General features: G+C 51.0%; 15 protein-coding genes. 5 read left to right on the top strand and 10 right to left on the bottom strand.

From position 1 onward, the window contains the following. Window positions 1–14: 14 nt before the first annotated feature. The 8 genes from LI114_RS06200 to LI114_RS06165 all read right to left on the bottom strand — a co-directional run bounded on the left by LI114_RS06200 (window position 15) and on the right by LI114_RS06165 (window position 11,358). Window positions 15–644, bottom strand: coding sequence for a sortase (locus LI114_RS06200; RefSeq protein ID WP_227219919.1), 630 nt, complete (start codon window positions 642–644; stop codon window positions 15–17). Then, window positions 634–1,443, bottom strand: a complete 810-nt coding sequence (locus LI114_RS06195; protein WP_227219918.1) for a hypothetical protein — start codon at window positions 1,441–1,443, stop codon at window positions 634–636. Before LI114_RS06195 ends, LI114_RS06200 begins: the two co-directional genes overlap by 11 nt. A gap of 22 nt (window positions 1,444–1,465) precedes the next feature. After that, complete coding sequence (locus LI114_RS06190) at window positions 1,466–2,401, bottom strand: class C sortase (protein ID WP_227219917.1); 936 nt, start codon at window positions 2,399–2,401, stop codon at window positions 1,466–1,468. 82 nt (window positions 2,402–2,483) lie between these two features. Continuing rightward, window positions 2,484–4,160: a SpaA isopeptide-forming pilin-related protein gene (locus LI114_RS06185; RefSeq protein ID WP_227219916.1), complete on the bottom strand. Its 1,677-nt coding sequence runs from the start codon at window positions 4,158–4,160 to the stop codon at window positions 2,484–2,486. 44 nt (window positions 4,161–4,204) lie between these two features. After that, a complete protein-coding gene (locus tag LI114_RS06180; RefSeq protein ID WP_227219915.1) occupies window positions 4,205–9,253 on the bottom strand; it encodes a Cna B-type domain-containing protein in 5,049 nt (1,682 codons plus the stop codon). 65 nt (window positions 9,254–9,318) lie between these two features. After that, entirely contained in the window at window positions 9,319–9,915 is a 597-nt protein-coding gene (gene lepB / locus LI114_RS06175) for a signal peptidase I (protein ID WP_227219949.1), read from the bottom strand. A gap of 5 nt (window positions 9,916–9,920) precedes the next feature. Continuing rightward, on the bottom strand, window positions 9,921–10,154 hold the full coding sequence (locus tag LI114_RS06170) for a hypothetical protein (protein WP_227219914.1): 234 nt from the start codon (window positions 10,152–10,154) through the stop codon (window positions 9,921–9,923). A gap of 232 nt (window positions 10,155–10,386) precedes the next feature. After that, window positions 10,387–11,358: a helix-turn-helix transcriptional regulator gene (locus tag LI114_RS06165; protein WP_227219913.1), complete on the bottom strand. Its 972-nt coding sequence runs from the start codon at window positions 11,356–11,358 to the stop codon at window positions 10,387–10,389. A 208-nt stretch (window positions 11,359–11,566) separates the two neighbouring features. Here LI114_RS06165 and LI114_RS06160 point away from each other — a divergent pair, with 208 nt between their 5' ends. From LI114_RS06160 to LI114_RS06140, 5 genes are read left to right on the top strand one after another with little or no spacing between them, the layout of a single operon-like run. Continuing rightward, on the top strand, window positions 11,567–13,504 hold the full coding sequence (locus tag LI114_RS06160; protein ID WP_227219912.1) for a polysaccharide biosynthesis C-terminal domain-containing protein: 1,938 nt from the start codon (window positions 11,567–11,569) through the stop codon (window positions 13,502–13,504). A 15-nt stretch (window positions 13,505–13,519) separates the two neighbouring features. Then, complete coding sequence (locus tag LI114_RS06155) at window positions 13,520–13,771, top strand: YdbC family protein (RefSeq protein ID WP_022128195.1); 252 nt, start codon at window positions 13,520–13,522, stop codon at window positions 13,769–13,771. Window positions 13,772–13,799: 28 nt separating this feature from the next. Further along, a complete protein-coding gene (locus LI114_RS06150; RefSeq protein ID WP_227219911.1) occupies window positions 13,800–13,937 on the top strand; it encodes a hypothetical protein in 138 nt (45 codons plus the stop codon). Next, window positions 13,937–14,107 (top strand): DUF6472 family protein, encoded by a 171-nt coding sequence (locus LI114_RS06145; RefSeq protein ID WP_022128194.1) that lies wholly within the window; start codon window positions 13,937–13,939, stop codon window positions 14,105–14,107. Before LI114_RS06150 ends, LI114_RS06145 begins: the two co-directional genes overlap by 1 nt. Before the next feature lie 25 nt (window positions 14,108–14,132). Beyond that, window positions 14,133–15,140 carry an immunity protein YezG family protein gene (locus LI114_RS06140; protein ID WP_227219910.1) on the top strand — a complete coding sequence of 336 codons (1,008 nt, stop codon included), beginning with the start codon at window positions 14,133–14,135 and terminating at the stop codon, window positions 15,138–15,140. 53 nt (window positions 15,141–15,193) lie between these two features. Here LI114_RS06140 and LI114_RS06135 read toward each other — a convergent pair whose 3' ends face one another. Together LI114_RS06135 and LI114_RS06130 are read right to left on the bottom strand one after the other, a co-directional pair. Next, on the bottom strand, window positions 15,194–15,637 hold the full coding sequence (locus LI114_RS06135; RefSeq protein WP_227219909.1) for a hypothetical protein: 444 nt from the start codon (window positions 15,635–15,637) through the stop codon (window positions 15,194–15,196). A gap of 94 nt (window positions 15,638–15,731) precedes the next feature. After that, entirely contained in the window at window positions 15,732–15,968 is a 237-nt protein-coding gene (locus LI114_RS06130; protein WP_022128120.1) for an acyl carrier protein, read from the bottom strand. Window positions 15,969–16,007: the final 39 nt, after the last annotated feature.

The raw sequence follows: 16,007 nt of genomic DNA, 5'->3' as shown, positions 1-16,007 counted from the left end.
AGCCTTTTTGTTTTTCAATTTACGAGCACCGCGCGCACGGTAACTCTGCTCCAGCCGCTCCATGTGCAGGTGAAAACTGTCAAGTCCCAGCTATCCGAGCCGCTTTTCATCGTCGGCAGGTCGTTCCCGCCGACCAGCACCGAGTAATCGACCTCGTAATCATGCCGCACGCCGTCGATGGTGGTGAGGTAGATCTTGTCGCCGCTGTTCAGCTCTTGCAGCCGCGAAAAAAAGCCCTTGTAATTGTGCCCCGCGATTATGATGTTTCGCCCCGCGACTGAGCCAGAGTAGCGGCACGGCGCGGCAGCAAGGTTATCGTAGCTCCACTCGCGCATTACGGGCAGACGCACGCCTATCTTCGGTATCTCGATTATGCATATGTACATCTGTCCGTCGATCTCTAAGGCAGCGTCCTCCTGCTCGGCGGGCTCTGGGTCAGCAGCGCTTTCCGCTTCGGGCGCGGAGGTCGTTTCCGTCTGCGCCTGCTGAGCAGCTATCGCCGCATCCAGCTTTTGCAGGGCGTTCGCCGCGGTCTTGTCAGCCTTATCCGCCTCTCTGAAATTGGCAAAAATCAGAAACAGCGCCGCCAAAAGCAGCGCTGCACCTGCGGCGATAAGCACAACGCCGCGTTTTTTATTCGTCATTATCGTGTTCCCTTTTCGCGCAAACTCTAAGACCCATGCCGATCAGCACGATGCCGAGTGCCGAGAAAATCGGAACAGGCCACCAAAGCTGACCCGTCTGCGGAACTTTTTCGCCGCTGCTGGTCGAATTCGTCATGCCCGAACTGGTAGATGTGCTTGAAGTCGAACTGGAAACGTCGGAATTGCTTGAGGTATCGGTGCTGCTGGAAGACTCCTCCGAACTGCTGCCAACATCAGAAGAGCTGTCCGCCTGCGAGCTGCTGGGCGGAACTTCGGTCGATTCAAATTTTGGGTAAACCGTAAGATCGTAGCTGCCGTCAGCGTTCGCCTTGACCTCGATTATCGCAGGGGCAGGGTCGTAGGTGACGTCGCCTATCGTGATAATCTCGCCCGAAAGCAGGTAAAGACCCGCCGCAACGCCGTTTACGCTAAGCTCGCCGTTTTCATCAGCCGAAGCCGTCCAACCGGGCAGCAGACCGTCTGCGATGGCGTTTTCCTCAAGAATCTGTGCCGCTTCCTGCATCGCCGAAGCCGAAAGGTCGCCGAAATCGGCAGGATAATCGGCAAAATCGCCCTCGAGCACAAATTCGCCCGTCGCGAGGTGCGAACCGACGCGGTAAATATTCCACTTTATTCCGGAAAGCGCCGTGCCGTCGTCCCTGCTGACGATATTCAGCGTGCCGCTCTCTGCCTGCGCCTCGTCGGCGTGCGCCGCGACAGCCGTGCCGAGCATGATATACATTACCAGCCCCAGCGCGCACATCAGCACGCTGAAAAGCCGAATTTTCCTTGTATTCATTATTACACCAAGCCTTTCCAGCCTACCCATTTCCCGAGCAGCCATCAGATTTTTCTGTATTTTCATTTTTATCGCAAAGTTCCGCCATCGTGCTTTCGGCGTTAAAAGTGCGCTTTCTGCGCTTGCCGCCCAGTACCCAAATGCAAATAAGTACCAGTAACAGCGGTGCGGCGACGAAAGGTATCACCTGCATCGAGTCGATCTGCGTCGCATCGGCTGTGATCTTAAATTCTGCTTCCTTTTCCGCGTTGCTGACCCTGTGCGCGCGTACCAGCAGTCTGTGCGAATTTATTCCGTAAGGCGTGCAGGTCGTCAGCGTAACGTAGTCCTTGCCTTTCATCAATTGCAAGGCTTCCGTCTGATCAGGCTCGACTATCAAAATTTGGTCTACGCGGTATGTATAGGTATCTTTAAGCACGGTTATCGTGAAATCGTCGCCCTCGGTCAGCTTATCCAAGTCGGAAAAAAGCTTTGCCGATGGCAGACCGCGGTGCGCCGAGATAACTGCGTGGGTAGTTTCGCCGCCAACGGGCAGCGAGCTTCCCTGAAAATGCCCAACCGCAACGTTCAGCACCTCTTTGCTGGTACCGTGGTAGATGGGCAGTTCAACGCGTATCTGCGGAATGGTAATATACCCCATTATCCCCGTGCCTGTGATGTCAAGTATCTTATCGTAATCGGGCACCTCATCGTAATTTCTGAATGGGTCGGAAACGCCCGCAAGTTCACGGTTGTACTCGTGCGCGCGCCCGATTATTTCCTCGTACTCCTCGTCCGTCATGCCCGAAACTGTGCGCTGGTAACCGGCCACGGCTTTTGACATATTTCGGTTGTTGAACCAGTTACTGAACGATGGGTACAGCATCACGGAGAACCCCACAAGCAGAGTTATGACCAGTATTACAGTCGATTTGCTCATCTTCCGCTTAGTCTTAACTTTTTTTTCGCTCGCGCTCATGCTTATGAAGCCCTCCCTGATGCCCGACGGCTGTGCGTTCGCCGTCGGACAAAGGTTTTATAACGAATCTCTATTCGTGAAATTATTCAGCGTCCTTAGCTCTCTTCTTGGAAACGAGGATAACTGCGGATGCAAGTACCAGTGCGCCGCCGCCAACGTAGAAGAGCTTGGTGCCGATGCCGCCGGTCTCAGGAAGCTCAGCGCCCTTGGTGTTCTTGACGGTCAGAGTTGCAGTATAGCCGTCAACGCTGACCTTTGCGTTATCGGTAGCTGTATTAGAAGTATTAGGAAGCGGGTTCGCAATAGTAGCACTAAATTCACCGAGTGCATCGCTTGCGGTAGTGTTCCAATCCTGAGACATGATCTTAGTAGCTTTAAGGGTGATCTCGAAGGGCTCGCTGGGCAGGTTGTAGTCTGTGGGAGCTTTCGTTTCTTTAACGATGTATGTACCGCCTTCCATACCCTTGATTGCGATAAGACCATTTTCGTCAGTGGTGAGGGTGCTTGCTTCAGCTGCGTCTACCCAGCCCTGGAAAATGCCATTCACTACCTTAGCAAACTTGCCGGTAGCTTTGTCCTGAAGAGTAAACTCAGCGCCCTGAAGCTTCTTGGTATCATCAGCCGAGTCTACCTTTAAGGTGTCGAATTCGTAGGTAAATACGATTACCTTATCCTCAGGGGTCTTGCCGGTGTTGTTTGTTCCGTCGCCGGTAGCGTTAGGATTGTTCGAGAATTTCAGGTCTACCTTGTTCTCGTTACCGTCCAGACCGATAACCGCGTCGTCGTCAAGAACAGCTTTGTAATCAACAGTTACCTTAGGAGTAGCAGTAGAAAAGTCGATGCTTTTATCTGTCATTATTTTCTTGATGTCGTTGCCCTTAGGCTTGATGCTGATACTCGTACCAATGCTGTTGCCGCTTGCGTCAATAAGATTGCTGATATCAATGTCAAAATTTTCGGTAACTACGGTGTCGCCGATCTTTACGGTGAAATCGCCGGCAGCGGGTGCTTTAAAGCCTGCGTCAAGAGTATCGTTGAACTCATAGTAGTAGCTGTCATAAGCTGCAAATTGCTCCGCGGAAGGCAGAGTACCTATCAGCTTGAAAGGTACAGACTCGCCGATGAAGTGATCGGCAACGTCATTGTAACCGGTGCCGTATTCATCGCCGGTGTAATCTTCTTCGTAAACCTTCTTCTCTACCTTAGGCTGGTCAGCCTTTACAGAAACGGTAGTGTTCTTAACTACTTTCAGCATATACTTGCTGTATGCGTCTGCTTCGGGAACAGTCTTGTCCTTTACGAAGTAGTAGCCGCCGTCGAGGTTTGTAAACTCGTAGCCGCCGGTAGCTGTGGTGCTTGATGCTGCGTTGATCTCGTTAAGATTAGCGCTTACGACCTTTGCGAAAGCGTCAACGAGTTCTGTGTGCTCAGCAAGTGCGTTGTAAACGTCCTGCGCGCTGTTGCATGCAGCGAACGTGCTGCCGATTTTTGCGTCAGCCTTCAGAGCAGTGAGAAGATTCTCACCATTAACACCGTTGCCCCAAATCACATTGGTCATAGACTTAGTAGCCTCGGCGCTTACATCACCGTCAAATACCTGGTAAGCATTGTATTCGTGACCGGTTCTCGCGTCAGTGATGGTAAGTGTGTAGCTGGTAGCTGCTGCTGCGGAAACGCTCATCGCGGAGGTTGCCGCTGCCATGCTTACAGCCATCAGCACCGCTGCCGCAGTGCTTGCAATTCTTTTGGATTTTTTCATAACAGATTTCTCTCCTTTTGAATTAAATATTAATTCCTTTATTTTCAAGCGTTTTTTCTGCGCTTGTTAACGATGTAGTATACAGCCGCGCCGATCATCATAGCGCCGCCCGCCGCGTAGAATACGCGTGTGCCTATGCCGCCCGTTTCGGGAAGTATCACTTCTCCGGGCTTCAGGGTATTTTTGTTAGTGAGGATTATAACGTCGCTGCTGCCAACGCCGTTTACCGAGTAAACAGGCGCATAGTTTTCAACGTCGGTCTTTTCGGTAACGTAGTAGTACCAGATATTGCCGTTAGCGTCCTTTTCAGCGATCTTGTCGCCCGTAACGCTCAGCTTCCAGCTGTTGGCAGCCGTCAGCGTGTATGTGCCAAGGGTTTCGCTTGCCGCTCCGTCGGGCAGCTTGCCGCTGCTGTCGGGCGCTGTGGTCGATCTTACCAGCTCAATGTCTACCGAATCAACAGGCGCGTTCGCCGCAAGGCCTGTATTCGTCAGCCATTCCTTAGTTATCGTAAGTCCCTTTGAGTTTAGCACTGTCACCGACGCGCCATTGTCATTTACGCCGTTGTTGGTATAATGCGCGGTGTAGCCGTCTATCGGCTCTTCGTGAACGTAGTAGTAATACGGCTGTTCAAACGCATTGCCGTTTACCAGATCTGTCCACTCAGCCGTCCAGCTGTTCGCTTCATTCAGCGTTTTTTCAGAGCCTTCGACCAGTTCCGCGTCCGCAGGTATCGTGCCGTCATCCGTCTTCTGAGTAGAGCGGTAAAGCGTGAATCTTACGCTTTCGGGACGGTCGGCAGAGTCGCCGTCAGCCCACTGTTTTGAAGCGCTTATCGAAATGTTCTTTCTGTTTTTGATATTGAGCGCACTGCCCGAATTGAGGTAAAGCACGTCGTCAGATTTCAGCGTGCCGCCGTTCACATTGGTGGTCGGCAGGTTCTTCGGCGCTTCCTCGTATGTGAAGTACTTGGTCGCGAGCAGCGTGTCGTCGTAGCCCGCGGGGGCGTCGACCTCTATCAGCGCATATACCGTAGCCTTTTCGGGCTTGAAGTACAGCGCGCTTTCGGTAAATGTGCTTATCTCTTGCGCTGCGCTCTTGTCGCCCCATTTATCATCGGCAACTGTGTAGAAGTTGTCCTCGGTGGTCGGAACTGTAAATCCAGTCGCATATACCCACTTGTTCACGGTGGTGTCGTACTTGGCGAGGATAAATCCTGCCTTTAAGCGTACAGCCGTGTCGCCAACGTCGAGCTTGTTTATCTCGATAGGCTCGCTATTGATAACGCCTGCCTGCGAATCATCGTGCGCCTTGTAAATTACCTTGCTCGTGTCGCTTTCTCCGCCGTATCTGGTGGAAGCGTTTACCTTATTGCTTGCGCCGATGGAGAAAACTTCGTCCGAGCGGGACACATATGTGTAAGTTATCTTGAGGTGTTCGCCGTCGGGCACCTGCATAGTCAGCTTGGCGTCCGCCGTATCGTTTATCTCGTAAGCTTCCGCTGAAACGGTCTTGGGGATATAATTGCTTTCCGAATAGCCCTCAAAATAAACAAATGCAGGGCTTCCATTTACAAAATTACTGCTTATATCCGCTTCAAATGTGTATGTACCATCAGCATTTGCAGTAATGATGGTATGCTGAGGCGACCATACGCAGCCGTTGCAGTTGGTGATGAAGTTGAATTTTGTTGCTTTGCTTGGATCGCCCGTGAAAGTGAGCTTCAGCTTTCCGCCCGCTTTAAGTCCGTCGACCCTATAGACCTTTGAATAGTTATTAAAAGCGTTGTCAAGCCATGGATCATAGCCCGGTTTGTTATTTATTACTTCATCTTTCGACGTAACTTCCGTTACCGTGCAGTTCAGCTTCTTTACGTCCTTAGCCTTGTTCTCAAAGTTGTATGTAAAGTCAACGGGCGTTGTAGTGCCGTCGGCGTTGACCTTTTCCACCTTGATGGATCGCAAGCTCACGTTCATGTACTTGCTGCCGTCGCCGTTGACTACGCTTCCCGCGTGGCCGGGCTTGACGTATACAGGGTCGCCGTTTTCGTCAAATACCAACTGACCGTTCTCGACCTTCTGATCGTACTTGACCTGCGTGTACTGAGTCTTGTCGAAGTTGAAAAGGTCGGTAAGCGTTATTGTCGAGCTGTTCGGTGCAAGGGTAAGTCCGTCTGGGTTTACATCCAGCTCGTAAGTTATCGAGCCGCCCGCCGCCTGCGGTCTTGCTCCCTTAGTCAGCACCGCTTTGCCTGAGGGGTTGACGTTCGGCTTGCGGTCTATAGTGTACTCCTGGCTGCTCTTTTCGCCGTCGCTGTCGGCTATAACGTTCGTAAAGTCTACGCTCTTGCCCTCTGCTACCTTCGCTTCGAGGTCTGCCTTAGGGATATACGCCGCGTATGCGAATACCGACTTGTAATTTCTGTCGCTTCCAAATATCTTGAAAGTTATCTTGGTAGGATCGTTCTTGTCGATTTGGTAATAATCCCAATACTGATACTTTTCAAAATTCTGTATCTCGCCTACGCTGCTGTCGCCGTCTTTCCATATCGCAAGGTTAGGCTTGTCAGCCCAATTACTTGTCTTGTTCGCGACCGTGTAAAGCTTGAAGCCCTCGGGCAGAGTATCTGTCAGCACTACGTTCTTATGGTTGTACGCGCCGTTTTCGTTAAGCTCTACCTTGTATCTCAGCAGATAGCATTCTTCGCCGTCTACCGTTACGGTTTCGAGGTCTTTGAAATCTATCGTGGTCTTTGCGGTGGTGTCGTCGCCTGCTGCGCTCTTTACCAGTTTATGGTCTTCTACCTTGGTGTATTCCTTAGAAACTTCTTTTTCATTAGTGCCGTCGCTTGCCTTGTTGTAAAAAGTCACCTTTTCGCCCACATCGATCTTGCTGAGGTCAACGGTTGTGTAGTAACTTACCCTTATACCGTTGATGTTTTTCTCACCGCCGTCGATCGTTATCTTGAATTTCTTCGCTTTTCCGTCAACAGCGTCTACCTGCGTAAGCTTTATCGTGCCACTTCCAGTGTAAGGTGAAAAAGAATCGCTGCCTTTTTGCCTTACCAGTATCTCAGCAGAACCAAGTTGTTCACTAGTGATATAGTGGTCGGTGCCGGCATCTGAGCGCATCTCGTCGTAAAATTCAGCGTTTACAAAGCCGCCCTCTTCGCCCGTATACTCAGCTTCCCATTTTTGGACAATGCCTTGCCTATCGTCCGAAAACTTAGGCTCATTCTTCGCAGATTTCTTTACCTTCGAAATATTATGATAGGTAGCGTCAACTTCGCCGGTCGAGTAGTTAAAACCATCTTTTGCCATATTAGCGGTGTTTTTGGTCGTCCAGCTTCCATTCTCGTTTTTCTGGGCATAATCAGCGTCCTTAGCGGGGGTGGAGTATTTTATATTGACATAAACATAGCCATGCCAATCGGGGGAGTTAGTAACTTTGCCGATCTTCACGCCCGTGATCTTGCCGTTTTCGTCCTTTACCAATGTATAGTCCGCGCCGTTCATCGTAAGACTTCCGCCCTCGTTGAGCCGCTTTATGAGCAGCGGGTCGGTGACCACAAAATCTTCGAGCGAGGTATTATCATCCCGCACATAGTCGGTAAGCGTAACAGTCCAGTTGATCAGCGACTCGCCCTGCTTAGGTGTGCCGCTCTTTTTAATGCTGAACTGTTCCTTTTCTACCTTTGCATAGCTGTCCTTGCCCTTGCTGGGGTCTTTCGGCGGGCGCAGGGTAGCTTTGTTCTCGTAAGCGCTTGAGTCAGATTTGTTAGCGCTGGTGACGTATGTAAACGTGATCTCCTTATCGGTAAGACCCTCTTTAAAGGTTATCTTGCCGTCGGAAATTTCGTAATACTTCTTGTCTACGCCCGTTATTGCGGTATCAGCGGTGATGGCGCTGTCCTCAACGTAGTAGCCGCCCATATCTGTACCCGCGGCGTTCTTCACCGTTACAGTCCATGTTATCTTATCGTCAGCGCCGTCTTTTCCGTAGCTTGCCGAGCCGGATTTATCAATGCTGAATCCGCTCTCAACATATACCTTTTTCGAGTCGCTGACCTTGGAATTGTCGGGCTTTATAAGGCTCGCGTTGTTTGTGATGTTAGTGCCGTCGAAAAGCAGGTCGCTGTCTACCTTAGTGGTGTATTCCAGCGTGATCTCCTTATCGGCAACGCCGTCGTTGAATACAAACTGCTTGTTCGCCGCGTCGTAAGTGCCCTTATCGCAGTTGATAACGGTGTTTTCATCAAACATCTCGTCCGTTACCTTAAAGTCTTTGAGGTTTTTGCCGTCGGGGTTCTTTACCTTAACGCTCCAAGTTATAGTGCCGTCCTTGTTGTAAACGGCGGATTTCTCAATGCCCGCGTTGCCATACTCAAAACCCTTGATGGTAACGGTGCTGTTGGCGTCATTGCCTATCGGTATATCTACCGCATCTCTGGTGTCGCCCTCGCCGCGAACTACGTCGGCGTTGAACTGTACATAGCAGCCGGGTATCTTAGCGTCCTTGTTCTTCGCGATGAACTCTTCATCGGTGAAGTGGATAACTATAAGTCCGTTTTCCTCTATACGGTATTCGCCGACTGCCTTGCCGTCATACATTACAGGCCCAAGATTATCCTCAGATGATATAGGCGGCAGACCTCCCTTAGGCACATCTATCTTAGGCGCGTTTGGGTCGTCCGAATCCGCTCTGTCGGTATTCAGATTATAATAAATGTATGTATTTCCGTTGGTGATGGTATTTTCGGGCAGCTCGTAATTCAACTCGAACTTTACCTTTATGCCGCCGTCGCTGTCAGGGCCTGCCTCTATCTGCGTGGCAACTACCTTTACAACGTCGGGCTTGAAGAGGTGCGCGCCCTCGGGCGGCTTGGTATAGGGTATGGATATTCCCTCTTTATCCACATCCGTTTTGGTTTCCCCCGCAAGGCGCTTAGGCGTCATGCTTACCGCAGGCATGATAAGACCCGCAAACACCGAGATCACAACAGCAATCGACATTACAGCTGCCGCTATCCTCCCGCGCTTGCGGTATTTTCTTTCCTTTAGATATTGGCTTATCTTTTGTTCGATATTCTGCACGATATGTTCCCCCTCTCGGAATTTATCGAAAGCCGCGTGCAGATATTGGCGGCGTTAAATTCTTCTCACAAAAACATCAGCTTTTTCAGCGGCATTATGCGCATCACTACCTTGCCTACTACCGCTTCCTCGCTCACACAGCCGATAGCCGATGAGCGGCTGTCGATAGAGGTAGACCTATGGTCGCCCATTACGAATATCCGCTGGTCGGGCACTTGGTAAGGCAGGCTTATGTTGCACTCGCCGAAGGCTTTGTCTTTAACGTAAGGCTCGTCCAGCTTTTTGCCGTTTACATAAACAGTGCCGTCGTCCTTTATATCAACGGTGTCGCCCGATACAGCGATAACGCGTTTCAGCAAAATTTTGTTATTGTAGTAAAAAGCTACTATATCGCCTTGCTTGAAATCGCCGCGCCGCTTGCACACTACAAGCTCGTCGTTGGCGAGAGTAGGCGTCATGCTCGTACCCGTAACCCTTAGTACCGGCAGGAAAAGCATGGATATTATAACAGCCAGCGCCGCCACCACTATCAGCGAAGCTGCGGTGCTGTAAAGCATGCGCATAAATCCCGCGCGCGACTTGCGCCTAGCAAGCTCGGCTTTTAGCTGCTCGGCTGTTGGCAGGTCTTTGGCTAACTCACGTTTGCCGTTCATACGGCTCATACCGCTCACTCTTTCGCGCCCTCCGTTTCGGGCTTGGCGGGCGTATCCGCGCCGAAACGCTCTTCGTAAAGCTTTTTCACGCGCATAGCCGTTGCCGAAAGCAGGTCGCCTTCGCCGCCCGCTATGGTACGGCGCAGAGCCTCGTTCTCCACCCTCAGCGCGTCTATCTCTTCGCGCATGGCGGCGAGCAGCTCTAAAAGCTCTCTTTTATTCAGTTTTTTAAGCTCTTTATCGGTCATAAAAAACACTTTCCGCCCGCAGCGCCGCCGCATTTAAAAACAGGCGCACTCCGAGCATTTTATACTGTAAACATATTATATCACTGCTCTATCACACTGTCAATATTTTTCCAAACATTTTGTACATCTTATACAATTGCCACGCCGAAAATGTAGATATTTTATACAATTTATTCGATTGATACTTGATTGGTTTTGATGCATATTTTTACATATATGTATTCCGATAAATTCACTTCTGTGCGTCTGCGGCGGCTTTCAGCATATTCAAATATTCCAGTTTTACGCTTTCGGGCGAGATTATCTGCGCCTTGTCCGCAAACTGGAAAAGCCAGCCGAAAAATGGCGGCTCTGGCTTTACTTTCACACGCGCGGTGAACCAGCCCTCCTCAGCGGGCACGAGCCAAACGTCCTTGCCAAAGCGGTCTAACACGGCGTTTACCAGCTTGTCGCTGAATTTCAAGCACACGTCGCAGACCTCGCCGCTAAACATCGAGAACGTAGAATTGAGGTACTTCGGCAGGCTGAAATCGGCGGGCGCGGTTTTTATCGGCTCTTCAAGCAGCTGCACGCTCTCCATTCTGTCAACCCTAAAATTTGATATACTGCCGTACTTTTCGTAATACGCCACAAGATAGTAGCGCTCGTCGCTCCAAGTCAGCGCATAGGGCGAGCATACGCGCAGACCCTCGCGGTACTTCTTTTTCTTATCTGCACCATAGTCGAAATATTTGAAGACTATCTGCTTTTTGGACGATATGGCAAAATTTATAGCATCTACATTGAGATATATCTTCTCGTTCATCGACTTCACCCTATCGGTGACGTACACCTGCCGCTGTATCTGCCTTCCCTCGTAAACGCTGGCGAGCGACTCTATCTTTTTCAGAAGCTGCTCAGATTTGCGCTGGGTGAGAAATCGCGCCGAGCTTACCGCGTCGGCGAGCAGTTTCAGTTCGGGCAGCTCAAATTCGCGCGAGGCGAGGTAGTAGCCCGAGTATTTGCCCTTTACCGAAACTATATCCATGCCGAAAACGCGCAGCGCTTCAATATCCTCGTAAATAGCCTTGCGCGCGGCGGATACTCCGTGCCTGTCCAGCTCGGCTATTATCTGCTGCATGGTAACGGGGTGCTCTTCATCAGTGCTGTCTGCGAAAAACTTCGCAAGATACAGTATTTTCAATCTTTGGTTAGCGGTAGACATATCGGCAGTACCTCCGTGTTATTTGTATTTATCATTTATCGGTATAATTATAGCACTTTTCGCCAAGATTTTCAAGAGGGCTATGCCGACGAAAAACGCCCAGCCGCCTTTTTGCCGCTAAGTACTTGCTTTTTTCTCTCTCTTATGTTATAATGTATATGTGTTGTCACAACGGCGGCACACCCCGCAGAAAGGATACTCTTTAAATATGCCTGAAAAGAATAATGTTACCAAGTCAAGCTATAAAAAGCTTTTTTCTAATACGCTGATATTTGCGCTCGGCTCTTTCAGCTCGAAAGTGCTGATAATACTGCTCGTCAACGTCTACACCACCTACCTCACGCCCGCCGAAATGGGCGTCAACGACGTTATACAGCAGATAGCGAACTGGCTGCTGCCGATAGTTACCATGACTATAAGCGAGTCGATAATACGCTTCGGCCTCGATAAAGCTTACGACAAGCGGCAGGTATTCAGCATAGGCAATATAGCCTGCCTTATGGGCTTCGCTCTGCTCGCGATAGTACTGCCGATAGTTACCGTTACAGGCGTGGCGGATAAGTATATCCACGGCTACTCGCTGCTGATATTCGTATACATCGTGGCGGCTTCGCTGAAGCTTGTTTACTCAAACTTCCTGCGCGCCATAGAGAAAGTAAAGCTCTACGCCGTAAACTCTATACTCACCACCCTGCTTACGCTGATAGGCACTATACTCTTCATCTGCGTTTTCAAGATGGGCAATACCGGCTACCTGCTCTCGGTCATCCTTTCCGACCTATGCTCCACCGTTTTCATGCTCTTCGCAGCGCGGCTTTGGAGATATTTCGATTTCAAGCATATCGAGCGCGAGATGGTAAAGACCATGTTCTCCTACTGTATGCCGCTTATCCCCGCGCAGCTTATGTGGCTGGTGACAAACAGCTCCGACTCTTTCATGACCACCTACTACCTCGGCAGCGAGCGAAACGGCATACTTTCCGCTTCGTACAAAATAGCGAACTTAGTATCCACCGTTTACATGATGTTCGGGCAGGCATGGAATATGTCGGCTATAATGGAGGACGACTCAGACGACCGCAATGATTTTTACGGCAACGTTTTCCATCTGAACCAGTGCCTTATGTATATCCTCGCGGCGGGCTGCCTGCTGATAGTTCAGCCGCTTACCGCTATTTGGATGGGCGACAGCTTTCAGGAGTCCGCGCGGTACGCACCTATACTGATATACTCCTCGATATTCTCATGCTTCACCACCTTTATGGGCTCGATATATCTGGCTTCAAACAAGACTAAGCGCTCGCTTTTCACCAGCCTTATCGCAGGCGTGATAAATATCTCGCTGAATATCATACTGATACCGCGCATAGGTCTTTACGGCCCGCCGATAACCACCGTAGTTTCCTACATGGCGGTATTTGCGGTGCGCGCTTACGATTCGCGCAAGATAGTGCCTTTCGACCTCAGACTTACTAAGCTTATGATCAATAACGCGCTGCTCATATCAATGGTGCTGATAAACGTTATGCAGTTTATGGGCGGCTCGGTAAAATTTACGATAGTTACTCTGCCGATACTTTTCATCATAATCACAGCGATAAACATCAAGCCCGTCTGGAACGCTATGCTCGCGCTCATGCCTGCGAAGCTGCGCGGCATAGTAGAGCGTATAGGCAGCAAAAAGCTCATCGCGCTGGCTTTCGGCGCGGCGGTGTACCTCGTTATCTGCTGGCTTACGCGCGGCTGGGCGCTGCTCGCGGTATTTGCGGCGGCGGCGGCATTCGGCGCAGTTACCGGCAAGCGCGCTATAAAGCTGGGCGGCGGCGCTATGATATTCATATGCGTATGGGCGATGTACGATCTGCCCGCAGCTTTGCTCGCAATGCTTATCCTCTCGGCGCTCGACTACCTGCGCGAGCCTGACAGCGTTACCACGGCGGCGGGCAGCATTTGCATCACGGGCGTGATATGGGCGCTAAGCGGCGCTCTCGCGGGAATTTTCTGCGGACTGGTGATACTGCTGGCGGCGGCGATAACGAACCTCGGCGCATTGCAGGGCGCGCTCGCGGCGATAGCGGCTGCGGCGAACGAAAAACGTGTAAAAAACGGCAGCGAAAATATGCCGATAAATAAAAAACAAAACTAACGGAGGTAGATAAAAATGGCAGAACTGAAATTTGAGATCACGAAAAATATAGGAGTGCTTTCCGAAAGCGCGCGCGGCTGGACAAAAGAGCTGAACATGGTAAGCTGGAACGAGCGCGAGCCGAAGTACGACCTTAGAGAATGGAACCCCGACCACACCCGCATGGGCAAGGGCATAACCCTTACCGAAGAGGAAGTTGAAACGCTGAAAAAGCTGCTCAACGGCGAGGAGATAGAGGACGACATCGACGAGGACGATTTTGTATAACTAACGCAAAGAAAGGAGTTTCTGCGCTGTGAAAAAAATTGGCAAAATAATAGCCGCGGCAGCGGCGGCGGCAGCAGTGATCACCGCTTTTATAGTAATAGCACGGCTGGTCTGCTCCGAGAAAAACAAATATTTCGCAGTATCGAGAAAGCTGATAGATATTTGATGAACTGCGATACCTGCGCGTACTATATGTACGATGAAGAATACGAAGAATATTTCTGCTCGGTGGATATTGACGAGGACGACCTTTACAGGCTCGAGTCAGACCCACGCGGCGCTTGCCCGTATTACCGAAACGGCGACGAATACGCCGTGGTAAGAAAGCAGAATTGACGCTACACCACGAAAGGACATTACTATGGCTTTATTTGGCAAAAAAAAGAAAAAGGCTGATACCGCCCCCGCGGAGGCAGCCCTTGAAAATACCGAAGCGGAGGAGAGCGCTGCGGCTGAGGAAGAAGCAGCCCCCGAGCTTACCCCCGAAGAGCGCTTTAAGAAAGACTGCGCCGAGATGAGCAGAGCGCTGAGAGTCATGTTCCCGCAGCAGATGCTGATAGGCTTTTACTACGCCGAGCTTCAGTCGGGCGGATACATCGACGATTTCTGCTGCTACGCGCTTGACGGCAGACTTCTCGAGCGCCAGACTATACCCCAGCTTTGCGGACTCAGCCTGCCCGAAATGGTATCCCGCGAGGAGAAGCTTGAAAAGGCATTCATGGCTATGCACGAAAGCTCGCAGGCGGCTACCGGAAAGCCCTGCAACGCTATCAGCATAATGATACTCAATAACGGTCAGGTAAAGATGGACGTTACCGCCGCCGAGCTTACCGAGGGCGAAGAGGAAAAGCGCTACGCCGCTTGGCGCGAGAAGGTAGAGAAGGCTAACCCCCGCTACCAGCCGCCCCAAGTTTCCGAGCAGCAGCTTAAAGAGATACAGTCGAAAACGGCTGAGCTTTACAGACAGCTCGGCACCGAGTTTTTCAGCTTCCTGCCCGAGACTGACTACAAGATAGCCTATTTCTACGCTGAGAACGGCGAGAACGGCGTTTTCTACTACCACCGCCTTGTTACCGCAGACGGCGAGCTTATCGACGGCGACGAGATGTTCGAGAAATTCGATATGGATAAGGAAGAGGCGGCGAAGAACCGCGTTGAGATAGTAAAACTCATCATGGCTATACGTCAGGTGTTCATCGGCGAGAAGCAGAAGCCTTTCACCTCCATCACCCTCTCGGTCACCTCAAAGGGCGAGTTCCAGAGCCACCTCGGCTTCGGCGCTGCCGATGCTGCCGGCGAAAAGCAGCGCTTAGAGGACTGGAAAAAGCAGTACACCGGCGAAGACGCGCAGGAAACCGCAAAGGCTTAAAGTACATAAACAGCAAAGGCGAGTACGCTATACACTAAGCGTACCCGCCTTTTTTATGTCTGCTCGTCCGTATAATCGCGGTCGGCTAAGATCTCGATGCTGTAAATATCGTTTATCGGCACGCGCTTGCCGCCAACGAATTCCAGCTCTTTCGCGTATGAGTCGTAAATGCGCACAGCACCGCTCACGGGCACATACGCGCCGCCCGCCTTGCGCTCGTCGGGCACAAAATACGTCAGCTCCACCCGCGGCAGCTCCGCCAAATGCTCTATCAGCCATACCAGCCGCTCGTTTATCTCTCGCGCGGTGTCCTCGTCCGGCTCACGGCGGCTGTCGGTGCGCCTTGCCGCCTCCGCCACGGCTTCATCGTAGCCCTTTAGCGCGGCGAAAGCCGAAAACTGCGCCGCCCTGCCCCGTATAGACATATGCGCGTGGTTTTCCGAAACGTGGTGCGGCAGGTCTATAATATCATCGTAATTTTTTTCTTCCCAAAGCACAAGCTTATCCCCCTCGCGGTGATCGTAAGAAAAAACGGAACGTTACTTTCAGCCACGTTCCGTCATTTGATTTCTTTTAGTGAAAGCTAATTGCTTATTCCTCAGAAGTAGCGCTTTCGATGTAGGAAACGATGTCGCCTACGGTCTTGATGTTCTCAACCTCTTCATCAGGGATCTCAACATCAAATTCATCTTCAACAGAGCTGATAAGGTCTACTACGTCGAGAGAATCAGCGCCCAGATCGTCGATGATCGAAGCCTCTGCGGTAACATCATCAGCAGACGCGTCGAGCTGGTCTACGATAATATCGCGGATCTTGTCAAATACCATTCTAAACAAACCTCCTGTCATTTGAGTATTGCCGGAGAG

Origin of the sequence: Ruminococcus sp. 210702-SL.1.03, assembly GCF_020559915.1 — a bacterium.
Lineage (GTDB): Bacteria > Bacillota > Clostridia > Oscillospirales > Ruminococcaceae > YE71.
The sequence above is the reverse complement of the archived record's forward strand: the minus strand, read 5'-3'. Positions and strand labels throughout refer to the sequence as shown.

Coding starts and splice junctions, on each gene's coding strand:
- LI114_RS06200 (WP_227219919.1), bottom strand. CDS start 644: ATGACGAATAAAAAACGCGGCGTTGTGCTTATCGCCGCAGGTGCAGCG.
- LI114_RS06195 (WP_227219918.1), bottom strand. CDS start 1,443: ATGAATACAAGGAAAATTCGGCTTTTCAGCGTGCTGATGTGCGCGCTG.
- LI114_RS06190 (WP_227219917.1), bottom strand. CDS start 2,401: ATGAGCGCGAGCGAAAAAAAAGTTAAGACTAAGCGGAAGATGAGCAAA.
- LI114_RS06185 (WP_227219916.1), bottom strand. CDS start 4,160: ATGAAAAAATCCAAAAGAATTGCAAGCACTGCGGCAGCGGTGCTGATG.
- lepB (WP_227219949.1), bottom strand. CDS start 9,915: ATGAGCCGTATGAACGGCAAACGTGAGTTAGCCAAAGACCTGCCAACA.
- LI114_RS06170 (WP_227219914.1), bottom strand. CDS start 10,154: ATGACCGATAAAGAGCTTAAAAAACTGAATAAAAGAGAGCTTTTAGAG.
- LI114_RS06165 (WP_227219913.1), bottom strand. CDS start 11,358: ATGTCTACCGCTAACCAAAGATTGAAAATACTGTATCTTGCGAAGTTT.
- LI114_RS06160 (WP_227219912.1), top strand. CDS start 11,567: ATGCCTGAAAAGAATAATGTTACCAAGTCAAGCTATAAAAAGCTTTTT.
- LI114_RS06155 (WP_022128195.1), top strand. CDS start 13,520: ATGGCAGAACTGAAATTTGAGATCACGAAAAATATAGGAGTGCTTTCC.
- LI114_RS06145 (WP_022128194.1), top strand. CDS start 13,937: ATGAACTGCGATACCTGCGCGTACTATATGTACGATGAAGAATACGAA.
- LI114_RS06140 (WP_227219910.1), top strand. CDS start 14,133: ATGGCTTTATTTGGCAAAAAAAAGAAAAAGGCTGATACCGCCCCCGCG.
- LI114_RS06130 (WP_022128120.1), bottom strand. CDS start 15,968: ATGGTATTTGACAAGATCCGCGATATTATCGTAGACCAGCTCGACGCG.